Origin of the sequence: Pseudomonas sp. 2VD, assembly GCF_005503585.1 — a bacterium.
GTDB lineage: Bacteria > Pseudomonadota > Gammaproteobacteria > Pseudomonadales > Pseudomonadaceae > Pseudomonas > Pseudomonas aeruginosa.
Genome location: NZ_SCND01000080.1, coordinates 1 through 18,848, shown reverse-complemented (window position 1 = coordinate 18,848; position 18,848 = coordinate 1). Strand labels below are relative to the sequence as shown.

The window sequence follows — 18,848 nt, the reverse complement described above, 5'->3', positions numbered from 1 at the left end:
CGGCCGGCACCCAACTGCTGCCGATCCACGACGACGGCCGCCCGGCCGACGACTTCGGCCTGGCGGTGGCCGGCAAGCTGCGCGTCTCGAACAGCGAACTGAAGATCGGCGAATGGATGCCGGTGCTGCCGATCCTCCGCTCCGACGATGGCCGCTCGCTGCCGCAGACCTTCCGCGGCGGCCAGCTCAGCGCCAACGAGATCGCCGGCCTGACCCTCTACGCCGGCCAGTTCCGCGGCAACAGCCCGCGCAACGACGCAAGCATGCAGGACATGTCGCTGTTCGGCCGGCCAGCCGCCACTTCCGACCGCTTCGATTTCGCCGGCGGCGAATATCGCTTCAATGGCGAACGCAGCCTGCTCGGCCTGTGGAACGCCGAGCTGAAGGACATCTACCGCCAACAGTACCTGCAACTGCAACACAGCCAGCCGCTCGGCGACTGGCTGCTGGGCGCCAACCTCGGCGGATTCCGTGGCCGCGACGCTGGCAGCGCGCGCGCCGGCAAGCTCGATAACCGCACCGTTTCCGCGCTGTTCTCCGCGCGCTACGGGCTGCATACCCTCTATCTCGGCCTGCAGAAGGTCAGTGGCGACGACGGCTGGATGCGGGTCAACGGCACCAGCGGCGGAACCCTGGCCAACGACAGCTACAACGCCAGCTACGACAATCCCGGCGAGCGCTCCTGGCAACTGCGCTACGACTTCGACTTCGTTGGCCTCGGCCTACCCGGCCTGACCTTCATGACCCGCTACCTGCATGGCGACCATGTGCGCCTGGCCGGAGTCACCGACGACGGCAGCGAATGGGGACGCGAGAGCGAGCTGGGCTACACGCTGCAGAGCGGCGCCTTCAAGCGTCTCAACGTCCGCTGGCGCAACTCCAGCCAGCGCCGCGACTGGGGCAGCAATACCCGCTTCGACGAGAACCGGCTGATCGTCAGCTATCCGCTGAGCCTGTTGTGAAGCCTACGCGCCGACCCCGTTGCGTTCAGCGGCCACGGCGCCAGGCGACCACCAGGCCGCTGGCGCAGATGACGAGGATGCCGAGCAGCGCCCAGGCATCCGGCACGTGGCCGAACACCAGCAGGCCGAGCAGGCCGGCGAAGATGATCTGGCCATAGCTGAACGGCGCCAGGGTCGCCGGCGGCGCATGGCGGAAGGCCTGGGTCAGCAGCAGGTGGCCGCCCATGCCGCAACCGCCCAGGGCGATCATCATCAGGCCGTGGAGAAGACTTGGAGTCTGCCAGAAGAACGGCACCAGCAGGCTCATGATGAGCGTGTTGAAGATGCCGGCGAGGAAGTTGCTGGTGGTCGGGCTGTCGCTGTTGGCGAGCATCCGCGTGAGCAGTTGGTAGAGCCCGAAGCACAGCGCCGAGCCGAGCGGGAACAACGCCGCCGGGGTGAACAGCGCGCCACCGGGACGCACGATGAAGAGCACGCCGATGAAGCCGGTGAGCACCGCCAGCCATTGACCGAGGCTGACCTTCTCCTTCAGCAACGGCACGGATAACGCGGTCACCAGCAGCGGCGCCAGGAAGTTCACCGCGGTCGCCTCGGCCAAGGGCAGGTAGCGCAGGCCGGTGGTGAAGAACAGGCTGGTGCCGATCAGGCACAGTGCCCGCGCCAACTGCATGAGCGGACGGCGGGTGCGGATCACCGCGAGGCCGTTGCGCGGCACGAACACGGCGACCATCAGCAGGGTGTGCACCAGGTAGCGGGCCCAGACCACCATGACGATCGGGTAGAAACCGGAAAGGAACTTGGACAACCCGTCGTGGCTGGCGAACAGGAACACCGCGGCACAGATCAGCAGGATGCCGCGCAGGGTCTGGTCGCTGGCGGGCAGCGGGGAGGTGGATGCGTTCATCGGAGGGTCCGGGCACCAGGGCAAATCGATAGCAGGCTATTTATTCTGACGGTACCCGCCATCGAGGAAAGAAACGATCGGCTTCAACGTTTGGAAACTATAGAACCCCGTTCCATTATGCAAACGGGCAACCTGCCTGCGCGGTGGCGCTACAGGCGGGCGAGCAGCGCCCGGGTCCGCTCGATCGCCAGCCGCGCCCGCTCCGTGCCATCCACGCCGCGCGCGAGTAAATCCAGCGCGGGCACCTCCAGGCTCAGCGGCAGGTTCTCCGGCAGGGCGCGCAGCAGCGCCAGCAGATCGAGCCCGCCATCGCCAGGGAAACGCCGTTCCTCGCGGGCCTGGCGAAGGATTTCGTCCATCGACGTCGGACGCGGCCCGACGACATCGCAGAGTTGCGCGTAGCCCAGGCGCGCAGGCGGGATCGCCCGCAGGTCTTCCAGGCTGCTGGCCGAGCGGTCGAAATGGAAGGCGTCCAGCAACAGGCCGGCGTTGTCCCGCGCCGCCGCCTCGACCACCCGCGCGGCCTGCCGCAGGTCGCGGATCCCGGTCCAGGGCATGAACTCCAGGTGCGGGTCGAGGCCGAGCGGCCGCGCCAGGTCGCACAACGCGGCGAAATTGTCCGCGCTGCGCCGCTCGTCGTCATCGTTGCCGGCCACCAGCACATAGCGCGCGCCGAACTCGGCGCCGACCTCCAGCACCGCGGCGAACTCGCCGACGCGGGTGTCCGGACGCAGGCGCAGGATCTCCACGTCCAGCGTGCGCACTCCGCTGTCGCGCAGCCGCGCCAGGGTCCGCCGGCGCAGGCCGGCATCGGCCAGCAGCGGATAGTGGTGCTCTTCCACGGTGGCCGGCACCAGGCGCAGGCCGACATGACTGTAGCCGGCGCGGGCGGCAGCCTCGACCATGTCCGGGGGCGACAGCTCGAGCACGGTGAGCGCCGCCAGGGAAAGAATCCTCGATTCCATGCACTACCTCATCGTCAGCGGTTCAGAAACTGGCCGGCGCGCAGGCCCGGCCACTGCGCGCGGCCTCGCGAACCGCCTCGACCAGCGCCAGGGTGCGAGCGGCGTCGGTGGCATCCATCAATGGCGCTTCCTCGCCCCGCGCGACCCGGACGAAGTGCTCTAGCTGGCGTTGCAGGGGGTCGCCTGCCGCCACGGCCTCCACGCTGGCCGCCAGCGGGTCGTGCCAGCCCTGCCGGGCCTCGGCGTAGCGCCAGCGGCGGAGCTGGGGCAGGCTCAGGGCACCCTCGGTGCCGGCCAGCAGGTAGCAGGGTTGCTCGGCCTGGCGCGGATAGACCGGGTTCTCCCCGGCGGCCAGCTCCCAGCTCCAGGGCGCCGCCGCAGCGTCGCAACCGGTCAGGCTGCCCAGCGCGCCATTGGCGAAGCGCAGGAGCAGCGCGACGTTGTCTTCGTTGGGCAGGCCACGGATAGCGTTGCCGGCCAGCGCCTGCACCTCCCGCACTTCCCCGCACAAGTGGCGGAGCAGGTCGAGGTCATGGATCAGGTTGGTCAGCAACATTCCCGCGCCGGGCTCGCGACGCCAGGCCACCTCGAAATAACTGTCGGGCTTCTTCAACTGCCAGAGCGCGGTGACCGACAGCAACCGACCGAGCGCGCCCTCGGCGATCAATTGGCGCGCCCGCACGACTAGCGGATTGTGCCGACGATGGTGACCGACCAGCAGCGGAACGCCAGATCGCCGGGCGACGGCGACCAGCTCGCTCACTTCGTCGAGCTGCACGCCGACCGGTTTTTCCAGCAGCAGCGGCACCCCGGCGGCGAGGCAGTCGAGGGCGGTGGCGACATGCAGGTTGTTCGGATTGGCGACGATCGCCGCTTGCGGCCGGGCTTCTTCCAGTAACCTCCGATGATCGCCGAACCAGGGCACGCCGGCGTCCGCGGCGAACGCCTGGCCCTGGGGATCGGCCACCGCACACAGGCGCGCGCCGGCGATTCGCTGCAAGCGATGGTAATGCTGGCGGCCCATGTTGCCGGCGCCGATGAGGGCGATGCGAAGCGGTGCGTCCAAGGCGGTCCCCAATCGTTGTTTTCTTGTTCGTCTCTGGATTCCAGAACGTCGTTCCAGATTTAACGAAGGAGATTATTTGAACGAGGAGTTGGCCCCGCGCAAGAGCGCTTCGAGACGGCAGCGCCGCCAGGACCTCCATGGAAGTGCGGAAAGGCCCGCTGCATGCGGGCTCCGTGGCAGGCAAGAAAGCGTTCGCTATTCGAACGCCGATGTCGGGAAAGGACTGGGGCCGGGCCGGATGGCTCAGCGGAACAGCTCGGACGCCTGGCTGGCGTGGGAGAGGTCCTGCGCCGCGGCCAGGAGCAGGGGCGCCAGTTCGTGCATGCGCGCCTCGCCGAAGCGTGCGCTAGGCCCGGCCACGCTGAGCACGCCGAGAGCCCGTCCGTCCTCGGGGTGGCGCACCAGTGCGGCCATCGCCGCCATGCCCGGCGCCGAGCATTCGATCTGCCAGGCATAGCCGTGCTCGCGGGCGCGCTTCAGGTAACGCAGCAGCTCGCTCCTGGAGCGCGGCGCGTTGGGACCGAAGTCCCGCGCCGCCCCTACGCCCTGGCGCTCCACCAGCGCCAGCGCCGCCTTGTCGCTCAGGCTGGCCAGCCAGGCGTGCCCGGATGCGGTGTAGAACAGCGGCGCCTCGCGCCCCATGTCGGGGTCGTAGCGTAGCCCGGAGGTGGCGCCCTGGGACTTGGCGATCCAGGTCTGGCGATCGCCTTCGATCACCCCCAGGCGCACCAGTTCGCCGGTCTCCCGGGCGAGCCCGTCGAGCACCGGCTGGACCAGATCGACCACCCCGCTGGACGCGAGGAAGCGGAAGCCCAGCGCGGCCAGGCGGGTGCTGAGGCGGTAGCGGCTGGTGTCGTGGTCCTGGCGCACGTAGCCGAGCCGGATCAGCTCGGCGAGCATGCGGTGCGCGGCGCTCTTGGGGATATCCAGGCGGTCCGCCAGTTGTTGCAGGGGCAGGCCGCGGGCATCGCTGGCGAGGAGTTCGAGCAAGCCGAGGGCGCGTTCGATGAGGCTACCGGCCATGGAAGGACGTTCCTGAGTCGAGGGAAGGCAGGATTCTAGAATCTGGTTCCGGATTTTCACAGCCTGGCGAAGGTCGAGATTTCACAGGGTTCCGTTCGATCAGCGAACCGATAAACGATTATCGGATTGCCACTCCCCATGGCCCTCCGTAATGTGTCTGCACCCCGGCAGGCCGAGCGCCTCCGCTACAAAAACAACAGGGGAATCCCGACATGCCGCAGCACGCCTTGCCTTCCGCCGCCTGCACCTGAGCCACGCGTCCGACCCTCGTCCCACGCCCTCACTCTCGCCGCGGAACCCGTCCCATGAACAGCCCCAGCCTGCCCGCCGTCGAACGACTCGACGTGCAAGCCTTCATCAATGCCCAGCCGCTTTCGCCGTACCAATGGCGGATCGTCCTGCTGTGCTTCCTGATCGTCTTCCTCGATGGCCTCGACACCGCCGCGATGGGCTTCATCGCGCCAGCGCTGACCCAGGACTGGGGCATCGACCGCGCCAGCCTCGGTCCGGTAATGAGCGCCGCGCTGATCGGCATGGTCTTCGGCGCCCTCGGTTCCGGACCGCTGGCCGACCGCTACGGACGCAAGCTGGTATTGGTCGCGGCGGTCTTCCTCTTCGGCCTGTTCAGCCTGGCCTCGGCCTACAGCACCAACGTCGAGCAACTGCTGGCGCTGCGCTTCCTCACCGGCCTCGGCCTCGGCGCGGCGATGCCCAACGCCACCACCCTGCTTTCCGAATACACCCCCGAGCGCCTCAAGTCGCTGTTGGTGACCAGCATGTTCTGCGGCTTCAACCTGGGCATGGCCTGCGGCGGATTCGTCTCGGCGAAGCTGATCCCGCTGTTCGGCTGGCACAGCCTGCTGCTGCTCGGCGGCCTGCTGCCGCTGGTCCTGGCGGTAGTCCTGCTGTTCCGCCTGCCGGAATCGGCGCGCTACCTGGTGGTGCGCAACCGCGGCAGCGAGCGGGTACGCCAGGTGCTGGCCCCCATCGCCCCGGCGCAGGTGGCGCTGGCACGGAGTTTCCACGTCCCCGAGCAGCAGACGGTGCAGGCCCGCAACGTGTTCGCGGTGATCTTTTCCGGTACCTACAGCGCCGGCACCCTGCTGCTCTGGCTGACCTACTTCATGGGCCTGGTGATCGTCTACCTGCTCACCAGCTGGCTGCCGACCCTGATGCGCGATAGCGGGGCGAGCCTGGAGCAGGCGGCGTTCATCGGCGCGCTGTTCCAGTTCGGCGGGGTGCTCAGCGCCGTAGCGGTGGGCTGGGCGATGGATCGCTTCAACCCGCACAAGGTGATCGGCCTGTTCTACCTGCTGGCGGGGGTGTTCGCCTGGTGCGTCGGCCAGAGCCTCGGCCAGGTCACCCTGCTGGCGACCCTGGTGCTGCTGGCCGGCATGTGCATCAACGGCGCGCAGTCGGCGATGCCGTCGCTGGCGGCGCGCTTCTATCCAACCCAGGGGCGGGCCACGGGGGTCTCCTGGATGCTCGGTATTGGCCGCTTCGGCGCCATCCTCGGCGCCTGGATCGGCGCCACCCTGCTGGGCCTGGGCTGGAACTTCGAACAGGTGCTGACCGCCCTGGTGCTGCCGGCTGCACTGGCCACCGCCGCGGTGCTGCTGAAGGGGTTGGTCAGTCACGCGGATGCGGGGTGAAACTGCCCCATCGCGTAGGACGCATAACCGCTTGCGGTTATCCGCCGCCGGGCGTCGGTGTATCGGCGGATAACGCCGGTGGCGTTATCCGCCCCACCCCAGGGTTGGCGGCATCGCGTAGGGCGGCGGCGCATCGCCTCAGAAGGTGAATTCCATGTTCAACGTCGGCGTCGAGGTTCGGCTGCCGGTGCCGCCGTCGACGCCGAACTTGTTGTGCCAATACTCGTAGCCGACGCCGAGCCACAGGTTCGGCTGGCGCTTGTCGCCTGGCAGGGCGGCGACCATCAGGGCGGTTCGGACCAGGGTTTCCGCCGCGGTGTCCTTGTCGTTGTAGTCCTCGCCCTTCTCTCCCACGTAGTTGACGAAGCCCTGGAACTTCGCCGCACGGTTGCCGACCTTGAACGGCCGCATCCAGGTCAGGTTGAGCATGTAGGTGGTGTCGAAGGTGTGGTCGGGATGGCGCGCGCCGGGCACGCCGAAGTGGTTCTTCTCGCGGTAGTAGAGCAGGCTCAGGTCGAGCACGCCGGGACCGTTGAACTTGAGGGTCGGGCCGAACACCAGGGCGCGCTTCTTGGCCGAAGCCAGGTTGTTGTTGCGGCTGGCGTCGAAGCCCAGGGTGAAGGCGTAGTCCTTGACCAGGCCGGTGCCCAGCGGCCGGTCGAACACCCGCGAGGCGTAGAGCTGGTGGCGGTAGACCGCATAGACCTCGCTGCCACCGTGGTCGGTGCCCTTGCGCGGGTCGCGGCTGTCGGAAAGGAACACATCGAGATTGAAGAAATTGCTGCCGTAGCGATAGCCGTCGGCGTGGGTGAAGCTGTAGATGCGCTTGGCGAACTTGTCCGGGTTGTTCGGGTTGGTGAATTGCTGGCCGTAGCGGAAACCGACGCTGTTGCTCATCCATTCCAGCGCCATGCTCTCCCCGGCGCCGACGAGCGCGATCAGGGCGGCGGCGCCCTGCATCATCTTCTTCATGCTGTGTGTCCTGCTGGTTGCTTGTTGTTCTTGTGGCGACTCAGCCCCCGGTTTCGCGCCGGGGTCGCGGGGCAGTATCGGCACTTCGCCGCGCTGACCAAAGAACAGAATATCGAACATACCGATGCCGAAACGGCATCAGCGAACGAGCAAGCTCGGGCAAGCCGTCTTGCATCGGCGCGAGCGCCGCTCAGGCCTCGTTCAGGCGCGCTTCCTCGCGCTCGCGCAGGCGCACTTCCTCGGCGATCTGCCGGGCCAGGGCGTCCACCGCCACCGGCAGGTAGCGGCCGGTGCGCACGTAGAGGCCGAGGTCGCTGTGGATGCCGCCATTGTCTTTCAGCGGCAGGAAGCGCAGCTCGCCCTGGGCGATGTCGGCCTCGATCCCCAGGCGGGTCTGGAAGGCGACGCCGAGCCCGCGCCGCGCCAGTTGTCGCGACAGCTCCAGGGAGCTGCTCTCCAGCACCGCCCGGCGCGGTTCGCGCAAACGGCGCTGGAGCGGCGCCAGCAGGTGATGGATGGACAGCTCGCTCTTGGCCATGATCAGGCCATGTTCGACGCAATCGGCGAAGGCGATGGCCTGGTGTCGCGCCAACGGGTGCTGCGGGGAGACGATGGCACCGAGGCGGAAATGGCCGACGCTGACCTGTTGCAGGTCGGCGCTGCGCGGCAGGGCGAAGGCCAGGCCGAGGTCGACCGCGCCGCTGCTCACCGCCTCGGGTATCGCCTGGGAACCGAGCAGGGTGACGCCGACGGTGATGTCCGGGTAGCGTTCGCGCATCGCCTTGAGCACGCAGGGCAGCAGGTCGCTGGTCACCGCCTCGATGGTGGCGATCTCCACATGGCCGGTGCGCAGGCCTTGCAGCGCGTCCAGTTCGGAACGCACGCGCTCCATGTCCTGCAGGACCACGGTGACGTGGCGCGCGAAGATCTCCCCGGCTCCGGTCAGGCGCAGGCCCCCGGGTAGGCGGTCGAACAGCGGCGCGCCGATCTCGTCCTCCAGCTTGAGGATCTGCCGGTTCACCGCCGACGAGGCGACGTTCAGGCGTCGCGCGGCTTCGCGGATCGAATGGCAGCGGCGCACCATGTCGAAGTAGTGGATCGCGGGCGCGTGGATATGCAGCTTGCGGCTCATGGCGGACCGAAGGGATGACGGAGCTGTCGACCTTCCGGGAAACGCCGGCGAATGGCAAGGGGAAGCGCCGCCTCGGCGGATAACGCCTGCGACGCCATTCGCCCTACCGATAGCCCCGCCCGGCGGCCTACCGGGACGCCTGCTGCGACTCCACGCCAAGCTCGTCCCACACCGATTCGGCCAGGTGGAAGGTCGCGTTGGCCGCGGGAATGCCGCAGTAGATGGCGCTCTGCATGATCACTTCCTTGATCTCGTCGCGGCTCACCCCGTTGTTCTTCGCCGCGCGCAGATGCAGCTTGAGTTCCTCGTTGCGGTTCATGCCGATCAGCATGGCGATGGTGACCAGGCTGCGGGTGTGTCGCGGCAGCCCCGGACGGGTCCAGATGTCGCCCCAGGCGTGGCGGGTGATCATCTCCTGGAACTCTTCGTTGAACGGCGTCAGGTTGGCCAGGCTGCGCTCGACGTGGGCGTCGCCGAGCACCGCGCGGCGCACTTGCATGCCGGCTTCGTAGCGTTGTTTCTCGTCCATCGGCGGCTCCTCAGGCGGACAGCAGGAAATCGACCAGGCGGCGGCTGAAGGCGTCGCCCGCTTCGACGTTGGACAGGTGCGCGGCGGCGAACTCGACCAACTGCGCGTCGGCGATGCGCGCCTGCATGAAGCGGGCGTTGTCCGGAGTGGTCACGGCATCGTGGCTGCCGGCGACGATCAGCGTCGGCGCCTGGACCAGCCCGAGCTGCTCGCGGAAGTCGGCGTCGCGTACCGCAGCGCAGTTGGCCGCGTAGCCCTGCGGCGAGGTGGCCGCGAGCATCGCGACGATGCGCTCGACCTGCGCCGGTTCGCGCTCGGCGAAGCCCTCGGTGAACCAGCGCGCCACCGAGGCGTCGCGCAGGTCGCGCATGGCCTGCTCGCCGCCTTTCAGGACGGTATCGATGCGGGTGTTCCAGACCTCGTCGCTGGCGATCTTCGCCGCAGTGTTGCACAGCACCAGCCGGCCGAGCCGCTCGCCGGCGTGGATGCCCAGCCACTGACCGATCAGGCCGCCCATGGACAGCCCGCAGAAATGCACGCGCGGCAGGTCGAGGGCATCGAGCAGGGCAAGCACGTCGGCGCCGAGCTGGCCGATGGCGTACGGTCCGGGGGTGACCAGCGAGGCGCCGTGGCCGCGGGTGTCGTAGCGCAGCACGCGGAAGTGGGCGGTGAGTGCGGGGATCTGCGTGTCCCACATGCCCAGGTCGGTGCCCAGCGAGTTTGACAACAGCAGGACCGGCGCGCCGGCCGGTCCTTCCAGGGAGTAGTTCAGGTCGCCGTCGGCGAGGCGTACGGTTGGCACGAAGGGATCTCCAGTCAGGCGGGATGGGGTTCGAAGCCCAGGGCATGGTGTTCGGCGAGCGCGCGCTCGACCCAGGCGCGGGCCTGGCCGAGGTAATGGGCGGGATCGAGCAGGCGGTCCAGTTCGTCGCCGGACAACTCGGCGCTCACCCGCGCCTCTTCGCCGAGCACCGCGCGCAACTCGCGGCGCTGCTCGACGGCGCGGCGGCAGCACTGTTCCACCAGGTGATGCGCGGCTTCGCGGCCGATACGGCGGGCCAGGGCGATGCTCACCGCCTCGGCGAGCACCAGGCCGTGGGTCAGGCCGAGGTTGTGGCGCATCCGCTCGGCGTCCACCTCCAAGCCTTCGAGCAGGCCGATCGCCTGTTGCAACGCGCCGGAAACCAGGCAACAGAGTTCCGGCAGGGTTTCCCACTCGGCGTGCCAGAGACCGAGGCTGCGCTCGTGTTCCTGCGGCATCGCCGCGAACAGGGTCGAGACCAGCCCCGGCGCACGGGTGGCGGCGGCGATCAGCACCGCGCTGCTCACCGGGTTGCGCTTGTGCGGCATGGTCGAGGAACCGCCGCGCCCGGCGCCGGCCGGCTCGAAGACCTCGCCGGCCTCGGTCTGCATCAGCAGGCTGACATCGCGCCCGAACTTGCCGAGGCTACCGGCCACCAGGCCGAGCACGCTGGCGAACTCCACCAGGCGGTCACGCTGGGTGTGCCAGGGTTGTTCGGGCAAAGCCAGGCCCAGCTCCTCGGCCAGCGCCGCGGCCACCGGCAGGGCCTGTTCGCCGAGCGCGGCGAGCGTCCCCGAGGCGCCGCCGAATTGCAGCACCAGCAGGCGCGGGCGCAACTCGCGCAGGCGCTGGCGGTGCCGGGTCAAAGCACCGAGCAGGCCGGCGAACTTCATGCCCAGGGTCACCGGGGTGGCGTGCTGCAACCAGGTGCGCCCGGCCAGCGGCGTGTCGGCATGCCGTTCGGCCTGGTCCGCCAGGACCTCGGCAAGACGTTGCAGATCCTGCTCGAGCAAGGCCAGCGCACGGCGCAGTTGCAGCACCAGGCCGCTGTCCATGGCGTCCTGGCTGGTGGCGCCGAGATGCACGTAGCGCTCGGCCTCGGCGTCGCCAGCCGCCACCTGGCGGCCCAGCGCCTTGACCAGCGGGATCGCCGAGTTGCCGGCAGTGGCGACCGCCTCGGCCAGCGCCAGCGGGTCGTACAGTTCGGCGCGGCAGGCCGCCTCGATCGGCGCCACCGCCGTCGCGGGAACCACCCCGGTGCGCGCCTCGGCGCGAGCCAGGGCGGCCTCGAAGTCGAGCATGCCTTGCAGGCGGCCGCGGTCGGAGAACACCGCGCGCATCGGCGCCGCCGTGAAATAGGCATCGAACAACTGGTTGGCGGGTACGTCGCTCATCGGTTTTCCTTTTCCCGGCCCGTCAGGGCTCGTCGTTCAGGTAGCTGACCTTGCGCAGGTCCGGCAGGCTCACGCAGACCAGCAGCGCCAGCAGGCACATGGCTGAAACATACCAGTAGAAGACGTTCTCCATCCCTACCGACTTCAGCCCCAGGGCGACGTACTCGGCCGAGCCGCCGAAGATCGCGTTGCCCACCGCGTAGGACACTCCGACGCCGAGGGCGCGCACCTCCGGCGGGAACATCTCGGCCTTGATCAGGCCGCTGATGGAGGTGTACAGGCTGACGATGGCCAGCGCCAGGATGATCAGGAAGAAGGCCATGTAGGGACTGCTCACGGTCTTCAGCGCGAGCAGGATCGGCAAGGTGCAGAGTGTGCCCAGGGTGCCGAACCAGAGCATCGAGGTCTTGCGCCCGATGCGATCGGAAAGCATGCCGAACAGCGGTTGCATCAGCATGTACGCGAACAGGGCGAAGGTCATCACCGCGCTGGCGGTCTTGGCGCTCATCCCGGCGGTGTTGACCAGGTACTTCTGCATGTAGGTGGTGAAGGTGTAGAAGATCAGCGAGCCGCCGGCGGTGAAACCGAGCACGGTGAAGAAGGCCCGCTTGTGTTTGAACAGCTCGGCGAAGGTGCCGGATTCCTTGCGCTCCAGGGTCGACTTCGAAGCGGTCTCGTTCAGCGAGCGCCGCAACCAGAGGGCGATCACCGCGGTGATCGCGCCGATCACGAAGGGAATCCGCCAGCCCCAGGCACGCAGTTCGTCTTCGCTCAGCAACTGCTGCAGGATCACCACCACCAGCACCGCCAGCAACTGTCCGCCGATCAGGGTGACGTACTGGAACGAGGCGAAGAAGCCGCGCTGGCCCTTGAGCGCCACCTCGCTCATGTAGGTCGCGCTGGTGCCGTACTCGCCGCCCACCGACAGGCCCTGGAACATCCGCGCCAGCAACAGCAGCGCCGGCGCCAGGGTGCCGATGCTGGCGTAGGTGGGCATGCAGGCGATCGCCAGGGAGCCGGCGCACATCATCACCACCGAGATCAGCATGGCGGTCTTGCGCCCGTGCTTGTCGGCGATGCGGCCGAACATCCAGCCGCCGATGGGGCGCATGAGGAAGCCGGCGGCGAAGACCCCGGCGGTGTTCAGCAACTGCACCGTGGGGTTGTCGGAGGGGAAGAAGGCCGGTGCGAAGTAGATCGCGCAGAAGGCGTAGACGTAGAAGTCGAACCATTCCACGAGGTTGCCGGAGGAGGCGCCGACGATGGCGAAGATGCGCTTGCGGCGTTCTTCGTTGCTGTACTGGTGAACAGGGGCAGTCATGCTGTTGTTCTCTCGACAGGGTCCGTTTCATCCTGACCGTGCGACGGAGCGTCCTGTTCCGCTGCACACGCGCCGCGCCGCCGCCGAACCATGGGCAGCGCCGCGCGGCGCGCGCTCTTGATACCGGGCGGGCGACCCGGTTGTGCCAGTCAGACCCGCTCGATGGCCAGCGCCAGGCCTTGGCCGACGCCTACGCACATGGTCGCCAGGCCGCGCCGGCCGCCGCTCTTCTCAAGTTGATGGAGCGCGGTGAGGACCAGCCGCGCACCGCTCATCCCCAGCGGGTGGCCGAGGGCGATGGCACCGCCGTTCGGGTTGACCTTCTCACTGTCGTCGGCCACACCCAGTTCGCGCAGGCAGGCCAGGCCCTGGCTGGCGAAGGCTTCGTTGAGTTCGATCACGTCGAAGGCGTCGATCGCCAGGTCCAGGCGCCGCAGCAGCTTGCGCACCGCCGGCACCGGGCCGATGCCCATGATCCGTGGGGCGACGCCGGCGCTGGCCATGCCCAGCACCCGCGCGCGCGGAGTCAGGCCGTGCTTCTCCACTGCCTCGGCGGAGGCCAGGACCAGCGCGGCGGCGCCGTCGTTGACCCCGGACGCGTTGCCGGCGGTGACGGTCTTCTCCGGCCCGTTGACCGGCTTGAGCCGGGCCAGCGCCTCCAGGGTGGTGTCGGGACGCGGATGCTCGTCGTACTCGACCAGGGTGTCGCCCTTGCGCCCGCGAATCGTCACCGGGACGATTTCCTCGGCGAAGAAACCGGCCGCCTGCGCCCTGCCGGCGCGCTGCTGGCTGCGCAGGGCGAAGGCATCCTGGTCGGCACGCGACACGCGATAGTCGTCGGCGACGTTGTCGGCGGTCTGCGGCATCGGGTCGATGCCGTACTGCTCCTTCATCAGCGGGTTGACGAAGCGCCAGCCGATGGTGGTGTCCTCGATCTTCTGGCCGCGCCCGAAGGCGCTATCGGCCTTGCCCATCACGTACGGCGCGCGCGACATCGACTCGACGCCGCCGGCGATGGCCAGCTCCATCTCGCCGCAGGCGATGGCGCGGAACGCCGTGCCGATGGCGTCCATCCCCGAGGCGCAGAGGCGGTTGAGGGTGACGCCGGGCACGCTCTCCGGCAAACCGGCCAGCAGCAGCGCCATGCGCGCCACGTTACGGTTGTCCTCGCCGGCCTGGTTGGCGCAGCCGAGGAACACCTCGTCCAGCGCCGACCAGTCGACCCCCGGGTTGCGCTCGACCAGGGCCTTCAGCGGCACCGCCGCGAGGTCGTCGGCGCGCACCGCGGAAAGACTGCCGCCGAAACGGCCGATCGGCGTGCGCACGGCATCGCAGATGAATACCTCGCGGCTCATTCGTCGCTCCCCTTCTGTCCATGGGCGGCCGCGGTGCGCGCCTCGAGGTCGCGCAGCGCGGCGAGTTCGACCTCGCTCGGCGCGGGCGTCTCGGCGACCCGCTCGGCGAAGCGGATCGCCCAGCCGGTGGCCTCGACCACCTGCTCGCGGGTCACGCCCGGATGCAGCGAAGTGACCACGAACTCGTTGCTGCCGGCTTCCGGCTCCATGATGCACAGGTCGGTGATGATCGCCACCGGCCCCTTGCCCGGCAGGCCCAGGCGCTGGCGCGAGTCGCCGCCCTCGCCATGGCCGACCGAGGTGACGAAGGCCAGCTTGTCGACGAAGGTGCGGTGCGACTGCTTGAGGATGATCAGCACTTCCTTGGCGCTGCCGGCGATTTCCGGCGCGCCGCCGGCTCCCGGCAGGCGCACCTTGGGCTGGCGGTAGTCGCCGATCACGGTGGTGTTGATGTTGCCGAAGCGGTCGACCTGGGCCGCGCCGAGGAAGCCGACGTCGATCCGTCCGCCCTGCAGCCAGTAGCGGAAGATCTCGCCGGTGGGGACCACGGTATCGGCGGTCTCGGCCAACTCGCCGTCGCCGATGGACAGCGGCAGGACGCTGGGCTTGGCGCCGATCGGCCCGGACTCGTAGATCAGCACGACGTCCGGCGAGGAAGTCAGGCGCGCCAGGTTGGCGGCCTTCGACGGCAGGCCGATGCCGACGAAGCACACCGCGCCGTTGTGCAGGCGGCGGGCGGCGGCCACGGTCATCATCTCGTTGGTGCTGTAGCTGCTCATCGCTTGCCCTCCGCGAGCTTGGCCTGGAAGGCGCCGAAATCCTCGGTCCCCCGGATGTATTCGTCGATCCACGCGGTGAAGCTTTCGCGGTCGCGGGCGATCGGGTCCCAGTCCTGGTAGAAGCGGTTGTCGCGCTCGTAGTAGCCGTGGGCGTAGGACGGATGCGCGCCGCCGGGCACCAGGCACACGGCGCTGAGCGCCCAGCTCGGCAGGACGCAGGCGTTCAACGGGGCGTCCAGTTCGTCGACGATCTCCTCGACGGTGACGATGCAGCGCCTCGCCGCCAGGGCCGCTTCCTTCTGCACACCGAGGATGCCCCAGAGCAGCACGTTGCCCTTGCGGTCGGCCTTCTGCGCGTGGATCACGCTGACGTCCGGGCGCACCGAGGGCACCGCCGCCAGCACTTCGCCGGTGAACGGGCAGGTGACGCTGCGGATCAGCGGGTTGACCTTCGGCAGGTCGGAGCCGGCGTAGGCGCGCAGCACCGCGAAGGGCAGCCCGGAGGCGCCGGCGACATAGGCGTTGGCGAGGTCGGCGTGGCTGTGTTCCTCGATCTCCAGCGGTTGCGGCCAGCCCTTCTCCACCGCGTCGCGCAGGCGGTGCAGCGAACCGACACCGGGGTTGCCGCCCCAGGAGAACACCAGCTTCTTCGCGCAGCCTGCACCGATCAGCAGGTCGTAGACCAGGTCGGGAGTCATGCGGATCAGCGTCAGGTCTTTCCTGCCCTGGCGGATCAACTCGTGGCCGGCGGCCGTCGGGATCAGGTGAGTGAAGCCTTCGAGGGCGACGCTGTCGCCATCGTGGACGAAGCGTCGCACCGCTTCGCGCAGGGAGAGGATTTCAGCCATCGGTCGGGTCTCGTCTTGTTGTGCGCTGCCTGGACGGCACGTGACGAGAACCTTACGCCGGGGTCCGAGGGCTCACAATCCGATAATCGATTAACAGTTCGATAATCGAACAGAACGTTAGCAAGCATCCGATCGACCGAAGCCGTCGCCTCATTCGTCGCTGTGGATCACCACCAGCAACTCCGCCTGGGTCTCCCCCAGGGAGCGGATGCGGTGCGGCTTCTGTGCGTTGAAATGCAGGGCGTCGCCGCGCTCGAGGATGATCCGCTGGTTCATGAAGTCGACCTCGACCTGACCCTCATGGACGAAGATGAACTCTTCACCGAGGTGCTCCTTGAACGTCGAGTGACTGAAATCGCGCGGCGGATGGACGATGAACGGCAACAACGCGCGGGCGCCGATCTGCTGCGCGAGGGAGGCGTAGGCCGGGCCGTCGTCGCCGCTGGACAGCGACTTGCGCTGGTCGCGACGAACGATGCTGTAGCCGTCGACACCGTCGCTTTCCTCGGAGAACAGCTCCTCCACCTGCACGTTCAACGCCTTCGCCAGCTTCAGCGCGGCGGCAATGGACGGCGTGTTCAGCCCGCGCTCGACCTTGGACAGGTAGCTCTTGGTCAGGCCGGTCTTGTCGGCCAGGGTCTCCAGCGTGACCCCGAGTTTTTTTCTCAGCAATTTCAAGCGCATGGACATTGAGGACAGCCTTCTCCCGATGGCGATGAAACTTTTCTCTTGCTAATGACACTTTGTGTCATATAACTTGATCCGTGTCATTTACAGCCGGGTCGTTGCGTGGCGCGCAACTGCCTGGCGTTTCCCCCGACTCGCTCCGTCAAAGGAACCTCGCATGGCTACGACACTGGAATTACCCAAGGATCAACTGATCCAGCACGCGCTGAAGCAGATGAAAAGCAGCCTCGGCGATAATACGTGGACTGACCGGCAAAAGCTGGCCCTGACCTGCCGGATTCTCTTCGAGGCCGGCCACGACTCCGGGCTCGCCGGGCAGATCACCTCGCGCGGCCCGGAGGCGGGGACCTACTACACCCAGCAACTGGGCCTGGGCTTCGACGAGATCAGCGCCGGCAACCTGCTGCTGGTCGACGAAGACCTCAACGTCCTCCACGGGCACGGCATGGCGAATCCGGCCAATCGCTTCCACAGCTGGGTCTATCGCGCCCGCCCGGACGTCAACTGCATCATCCACACCCACCCGCTGCACATCGCCGCGCTGTCGACCCTGGAAGTACCGCTGCAGGTCTCGCACATGGACCTTTGCCCGCTATACGACGACTGCGCCTTCCTCAAGGACTGGCCGGGCGTGCCGGTAGGCAACGAGGAAGGCGAGATCATCTCCGCCGCCCTCGGCGACAAGCGCGCCATCCTGCTCTCCCACCACGGCCTGCTGGCCACCGGTGCGAGCATCGAGGAGGCCTGCGTGATCGCGGTGCTGCTCGAGCGCGCGGCGAAGATGCAGTTGCTGGCGATGGCCGCCGGGGAGATCAAGCCGATCCCGCCGGCCCTGGCGCGCGAGGCCCACGACTGGATCTCCACCCCGAAGCGCCACGGCGCCGCATTCAACTACTACGCCCGGCGCTGCCTGCCGCGCAACAGCGACTGCCTGAGCTGAACGACCTTTCCCACCAGGTCCGTCCTGGCATTTCCCACTCAATGTCACGGGTACATCCAATGTCCGCATCCATCCACGGCATCATCGGCTACACCATCACCCCCTTCGCCGCCGACGGCGGTCTCGACCTGCCGGCCCTCGGCCGCTCCATCGAGCGTCTGATCGACGGCGGCGTGCACGCCATCGCCCCGCTCGGCAGCACCGGCGAAGGCGCCTACCTGAGCGACCCGGAATGGGACGAGGTGGTCGACTTCACCCTGAAGACCGTCGCCCATCGCGTGCCGACCATCGTCAGCGTCTCCGACCTGACCACCGCCAAGACCGTGCGCCGCGCGCAGTTCGCCGAATCCCTCGGCGCCGAGGCGGTGATGGTCCTGCCGATCTCCTACTGGAAGCTCAACGAGGCGGAGGTGTTCCAGCACTACCGCGCGGTGGGCGAAGCCATCGGCGTGCCGGTGATGCTCTACAACAACCCGGGCACCAGCGGCATCGACATGTCGGTGGAACTGATCCTGCGCATCGTCCGCGAAGTGGACAACGTGACCATGGTCAAGGAGAGCACCGGCGACATCCAGCGCATGCACAAGCTGCGCCTGCTCGGCGAAGGCCGGGTGCCCTTCTACAACGGCTGCAACCCGCTGGCGCTGGAGGCCTTCGTGGCCGGCGCGAAAGGCTGGTGCAGCGCCGCGCCGAACCTGATCCCGACGCTCAACGGCCAGCTCTACCAGGCGGTGCTCGACGGCGACCTGGAGAAGGCCCGCACGCTGTTCTACCGGCAGTTGCCGCTGCTCGACTTCATCCTCCGCCGGGGCCTGCCGACCACCATCAAGGCCGGCCTGGGCCTCTCCGGCCTGGAGGTGGGGGCGCCGCGCCTTCCGGTGCAGGCGCTGGATACCGAGGGCTGTCGGTATCTGCAGGGGTTGTTGGAAGAGCTGCGCTGATCACCCCGTCAGCGCTTTGACCCGACGGGCCCGGACGACTTGGGGCCCGTCGTTTTTTTTGCCGACGCGCAGCGCGTTCAGCGCGCCGCCCAGGCATTGAAACGCTGTTCCAGCTCCTCGCCGTGGTCCACCCAGAACTCGGCATCCACCGCCCGCGCGCCTTCGAGGTTGGCCGGCGCGGTCGGCAGCGCCTCCTGCACCGTCTTCGGCAGCAACGCCAGGGTGCCCTTGTGTACCGGCCCGTAGGGGATCTGCTCGGAGAACACCTTCTGCGTCTGCGGCTGGCTGGCGAAGGCGATGAATTTCTCCGCCAGCGCCTTGTTCGGCGTGCCCTTCACCACCGCCCAGTACTCCGGATCGTAGAGACTGCCGGGCCAGACGATGGCCAGTTTCACCCCCTCCTTCTGCGCAGCGGCGATGCGCCCGTTGTAGGCCGCGCTCATCACCACGTCGCCGGCCGCCAGCCATTGCGGCGGCTGGGCGCCGGCCTCCCACCACTGGATGTTCGGCTTGAGCTGGTCGAGCTTGGCGAAGGCGCGGCTGACCCCCTCCGGGGTGGCGAGTACCTTGTAGAGG

The 18,848-nt window shown here is 68.2% G+C and carries 19 protein-coding genes; 4 read left to right on the top strand and 15 right to left on the bottom strand.

The window, feature by feature from the left end; translation table 11 throughout:
• Nucleotides 1–962: OprD family porin (locus tag FFS27_RS11765; protein ID WP_137952020.1), on the top strand; the 962-nt coding region annotated here is incomplete at its 5' end.
• 25 nt (nt 963–987) lie between these two features.
• On the opposite strand, the gene FFS27_RS11760 is transcribed toward FFS27_RS11765, so the two are convergent.
• The 4 genes from FFS27_RS11760 to FFS27_RS11745 all read right to left on the bottom strand — a co-directional run bounded on the left by FFS27_RS11760 (nt 988) and on the right by FFS27_RS11745 (nt 4,920).
• Entirely contained in the window at nt 988–1,866 is an 879-nt protein-coding gene (locus FFS27_RS11760) for a DMT family transporter (protein ID WP_003121656.1), read from the bottom strand.
• Between the two features lie 149 nt (nt 1,867–2,015).
• Complete coding sequence (locus tag FFS27_RS11755) at nt 2,016–2,831, bottom strand: sugar phosphate isomerase/epimerase family protein (RefSeq protein WP_003101868.1); 816 nt, start codon at nt 2,829–2,831, stop codon at nt 2,016–2,018.
• 22 nt (nt 2,832–2,853) lie between these two features.
• Nucleotides 2,854–3,897 (bottom strand): Gfo/Idh/MocA family protein, encoded by a 1,044-nt coding sequence (locus tag FFS27_RS11750; protein ID WP_003121655.1) that lies wholly within the window; start codon nt 3,895–3,897, stop codon nt 2,854–2,856.
• Nucleotides 3,898–4,140: 243 nt separating this feature from the next.
• Nucleotides 4,141–4,920, bottom strand: a complete 780-nt coding sequence (locus tag FFS27_RS11745; protein WP_003110229.1) for an IclR family transcriptional regulator — start codon at nt 4,918–4,920, stop codon at nt 4,141–4,143.
• Between the two features lie 305 nt (nt 4,921–5,225).
• On the opposite strand from FFS27_RS11745, the gene FFS27_RS11740 reads away from it, so the two are divergent.
• Complete coding sequence (locus FFS27_RS11740) at nt 5,226–6,572, top strand: 4-hydroxybenzoate transporter PcaK (protein ID WP_003101875.1); 1,347 nt, start codon at nt 5,226–5,228, stop codon at nt 6,570–6,572.
• A 138-nt stretch (nt 6,573–6,710) separates the two neighbouring features.
• Here FFS27_RS11740 and FFS27_RS11735 read toward each other — a convergent pair whose 3' ends face one another.
• The 10 genes from FFS27_RS11735 to FFS27_RS11690 form a co-directional block, all read right to left on the bottom strand.
• Complete coding sequence (locus FFS27_RS11735; RefSeq protein WP_003137110.1) at nt 6,711–7,544, bottom strand: hypothetical protein; 834 nt, start codon at nt 7,542–7,544, stop codon at nt 6,711–6,713.
• Nucleotides 7,545–7,734: 190 nt separating this feature from the next.
• A complete protein-coding gene (locus FFS27_RS11730; protein WP_003084073.1) occupies nt 7,735–8,676 on the bottom strand; it encodes a LysR family transcriptional regulator in 942 nt (313 codons plus the stop codon).
• A 127-nt stretch (nt 8,677–8,803) separates the two neighbouring features.
• Nucleotides 8,804–9,205, bottom strand: a complete 402-nt coding sequence (pcaC, locus tag FFS27_RS11725; protein ID WP_003084072.1) for a 4-carboxymuconolactone decarboxylase — start codon at nt 9,203–9,205, stop codon at nt 8,804–8,806.
• 10 nt (nt 9,206–9,215) lie between these two features.
• A complete protein-coding gene (gene pcaD, locus FFS27_RS11720) occupies nt 9,216–10,007 on the bottom strand; it encodes a 3-oxoadipate enol-lactonase (protein ID WP_021263256.1) in 792 nt (263 codons plus the stop codon).
• Between the two features lie 14 nt (nt 10,008–10,021).
• A complete protein-coding gene (locus tag FFS27_RS11715; RefSeq protein ID WP_023100723.1) occupies nt 10,022–11,401 on the bottom strand; it encodes a 3-carboxy-cis,cis-muconate cycloisomerase in 1,380 nt (459 codons plus the stop codon).
• A gap of 22 nt (nt 11,402–11,423) precedes the next feature.
• The gene (locus tag FFS27_RS11710) at nt 11,424–12,722 is read right to left on the bottom strand and encodes an MFS family transporter (protein WP_003133088.1); all 1,299 of its coding nucleotides are present in this window, start codon (nt 12,720–12,722) and stop codon (nt 11,424–11,426) included.
• Nucleotides 12,723–12,871: 149 nt separating this feature from the next.
• Nucleotides 12,872–14,077, bottom strand: a complete 1,206-nt coding sequence (gene pcaF / locus FFS27_RS11705; protein WP_003110233.1) for a 3-oxoadipyl-CoA thiolase — start codon at nt 14,075–14,077, stop codon at nt 12,872–12,874.
• Nucleotides 14,074–14,856, bottom strand: coding sequence for a CoA-transferase subunit beta (locus FFS27_RS11700; RefSeq protein WP_003084062.1), 783 nt, complete (start codon nt 14,854–14,856; stop codon nt 14,074–14,076). Before FFS27_RS11700 ends, pcaF begins: the two co-directional genes overlap by 4 nt.
• Entirely contained in the window at nt 14,853–15,704 is an 852-nt protein-coding gene (locus FFS27_RS11695) for a CoA transferase subunit A (protein ID WP_021263254.1), read from the bottom strand. Before FFS27_RS11695 ends, FFS27_RS11700 begins: the two co-directional genes overlap by 4 nt.
• A 150-nt stretch (nt 15,705–15,854) precedes the next feature.
• A complete protein-coding gene (locus FFS27_RS11690; protein WP_003084057.1) occupies nt 15,855–16,394 on the bottom strand; it encodes a helix-turn-helix domain-containing protein in 540 nt (179 codons plus the stop codon).
• Nucleotides 16,395–16,548: 154 nt separating this feature from the next.
• Between FFS27_RS11690 and FFS27_RS11685 the strand changes: the two genes are divergently transcribed.
• Both FFS27_RS11685 and FFS27_RS11680 read left to right on the top strand, forming a co-directional pair.
• Entirely contained in the window at nt 16,549–17,331 is a 783-nt protein-coding gene (locus FFS27_RS11685; RefSeq protein ID WP_003084054.1) for an aldolase, read from the top strand.
• Between the two features lie 59 nt (nt 17,332–17,390).
• Nucleotides 17,391–18,272: a dihydrodipicolinate synthase family protein gene (locus FFS27_RS11680; protein WP_003110235.1), complete on the top strand. Its 882-nt coding sequence runs from the start codon at nt 17,391–17,393 to the stop codon at nt 18,270–18,272.
• Between the two features lie 77 nt (nt 18,273–18,349).
• On the opposite strand, the gene FFS27_RS11675 is transcribed toward FFS27_RS11680, so the two are convergent.
• The coding region (locus FFS27_RS11675) for an extracellular solute-binding protein (protein ID WP_137952019.1) at nt 18,350–18,848 on the bottom strand (499 nt) is incomplete at its 5' end.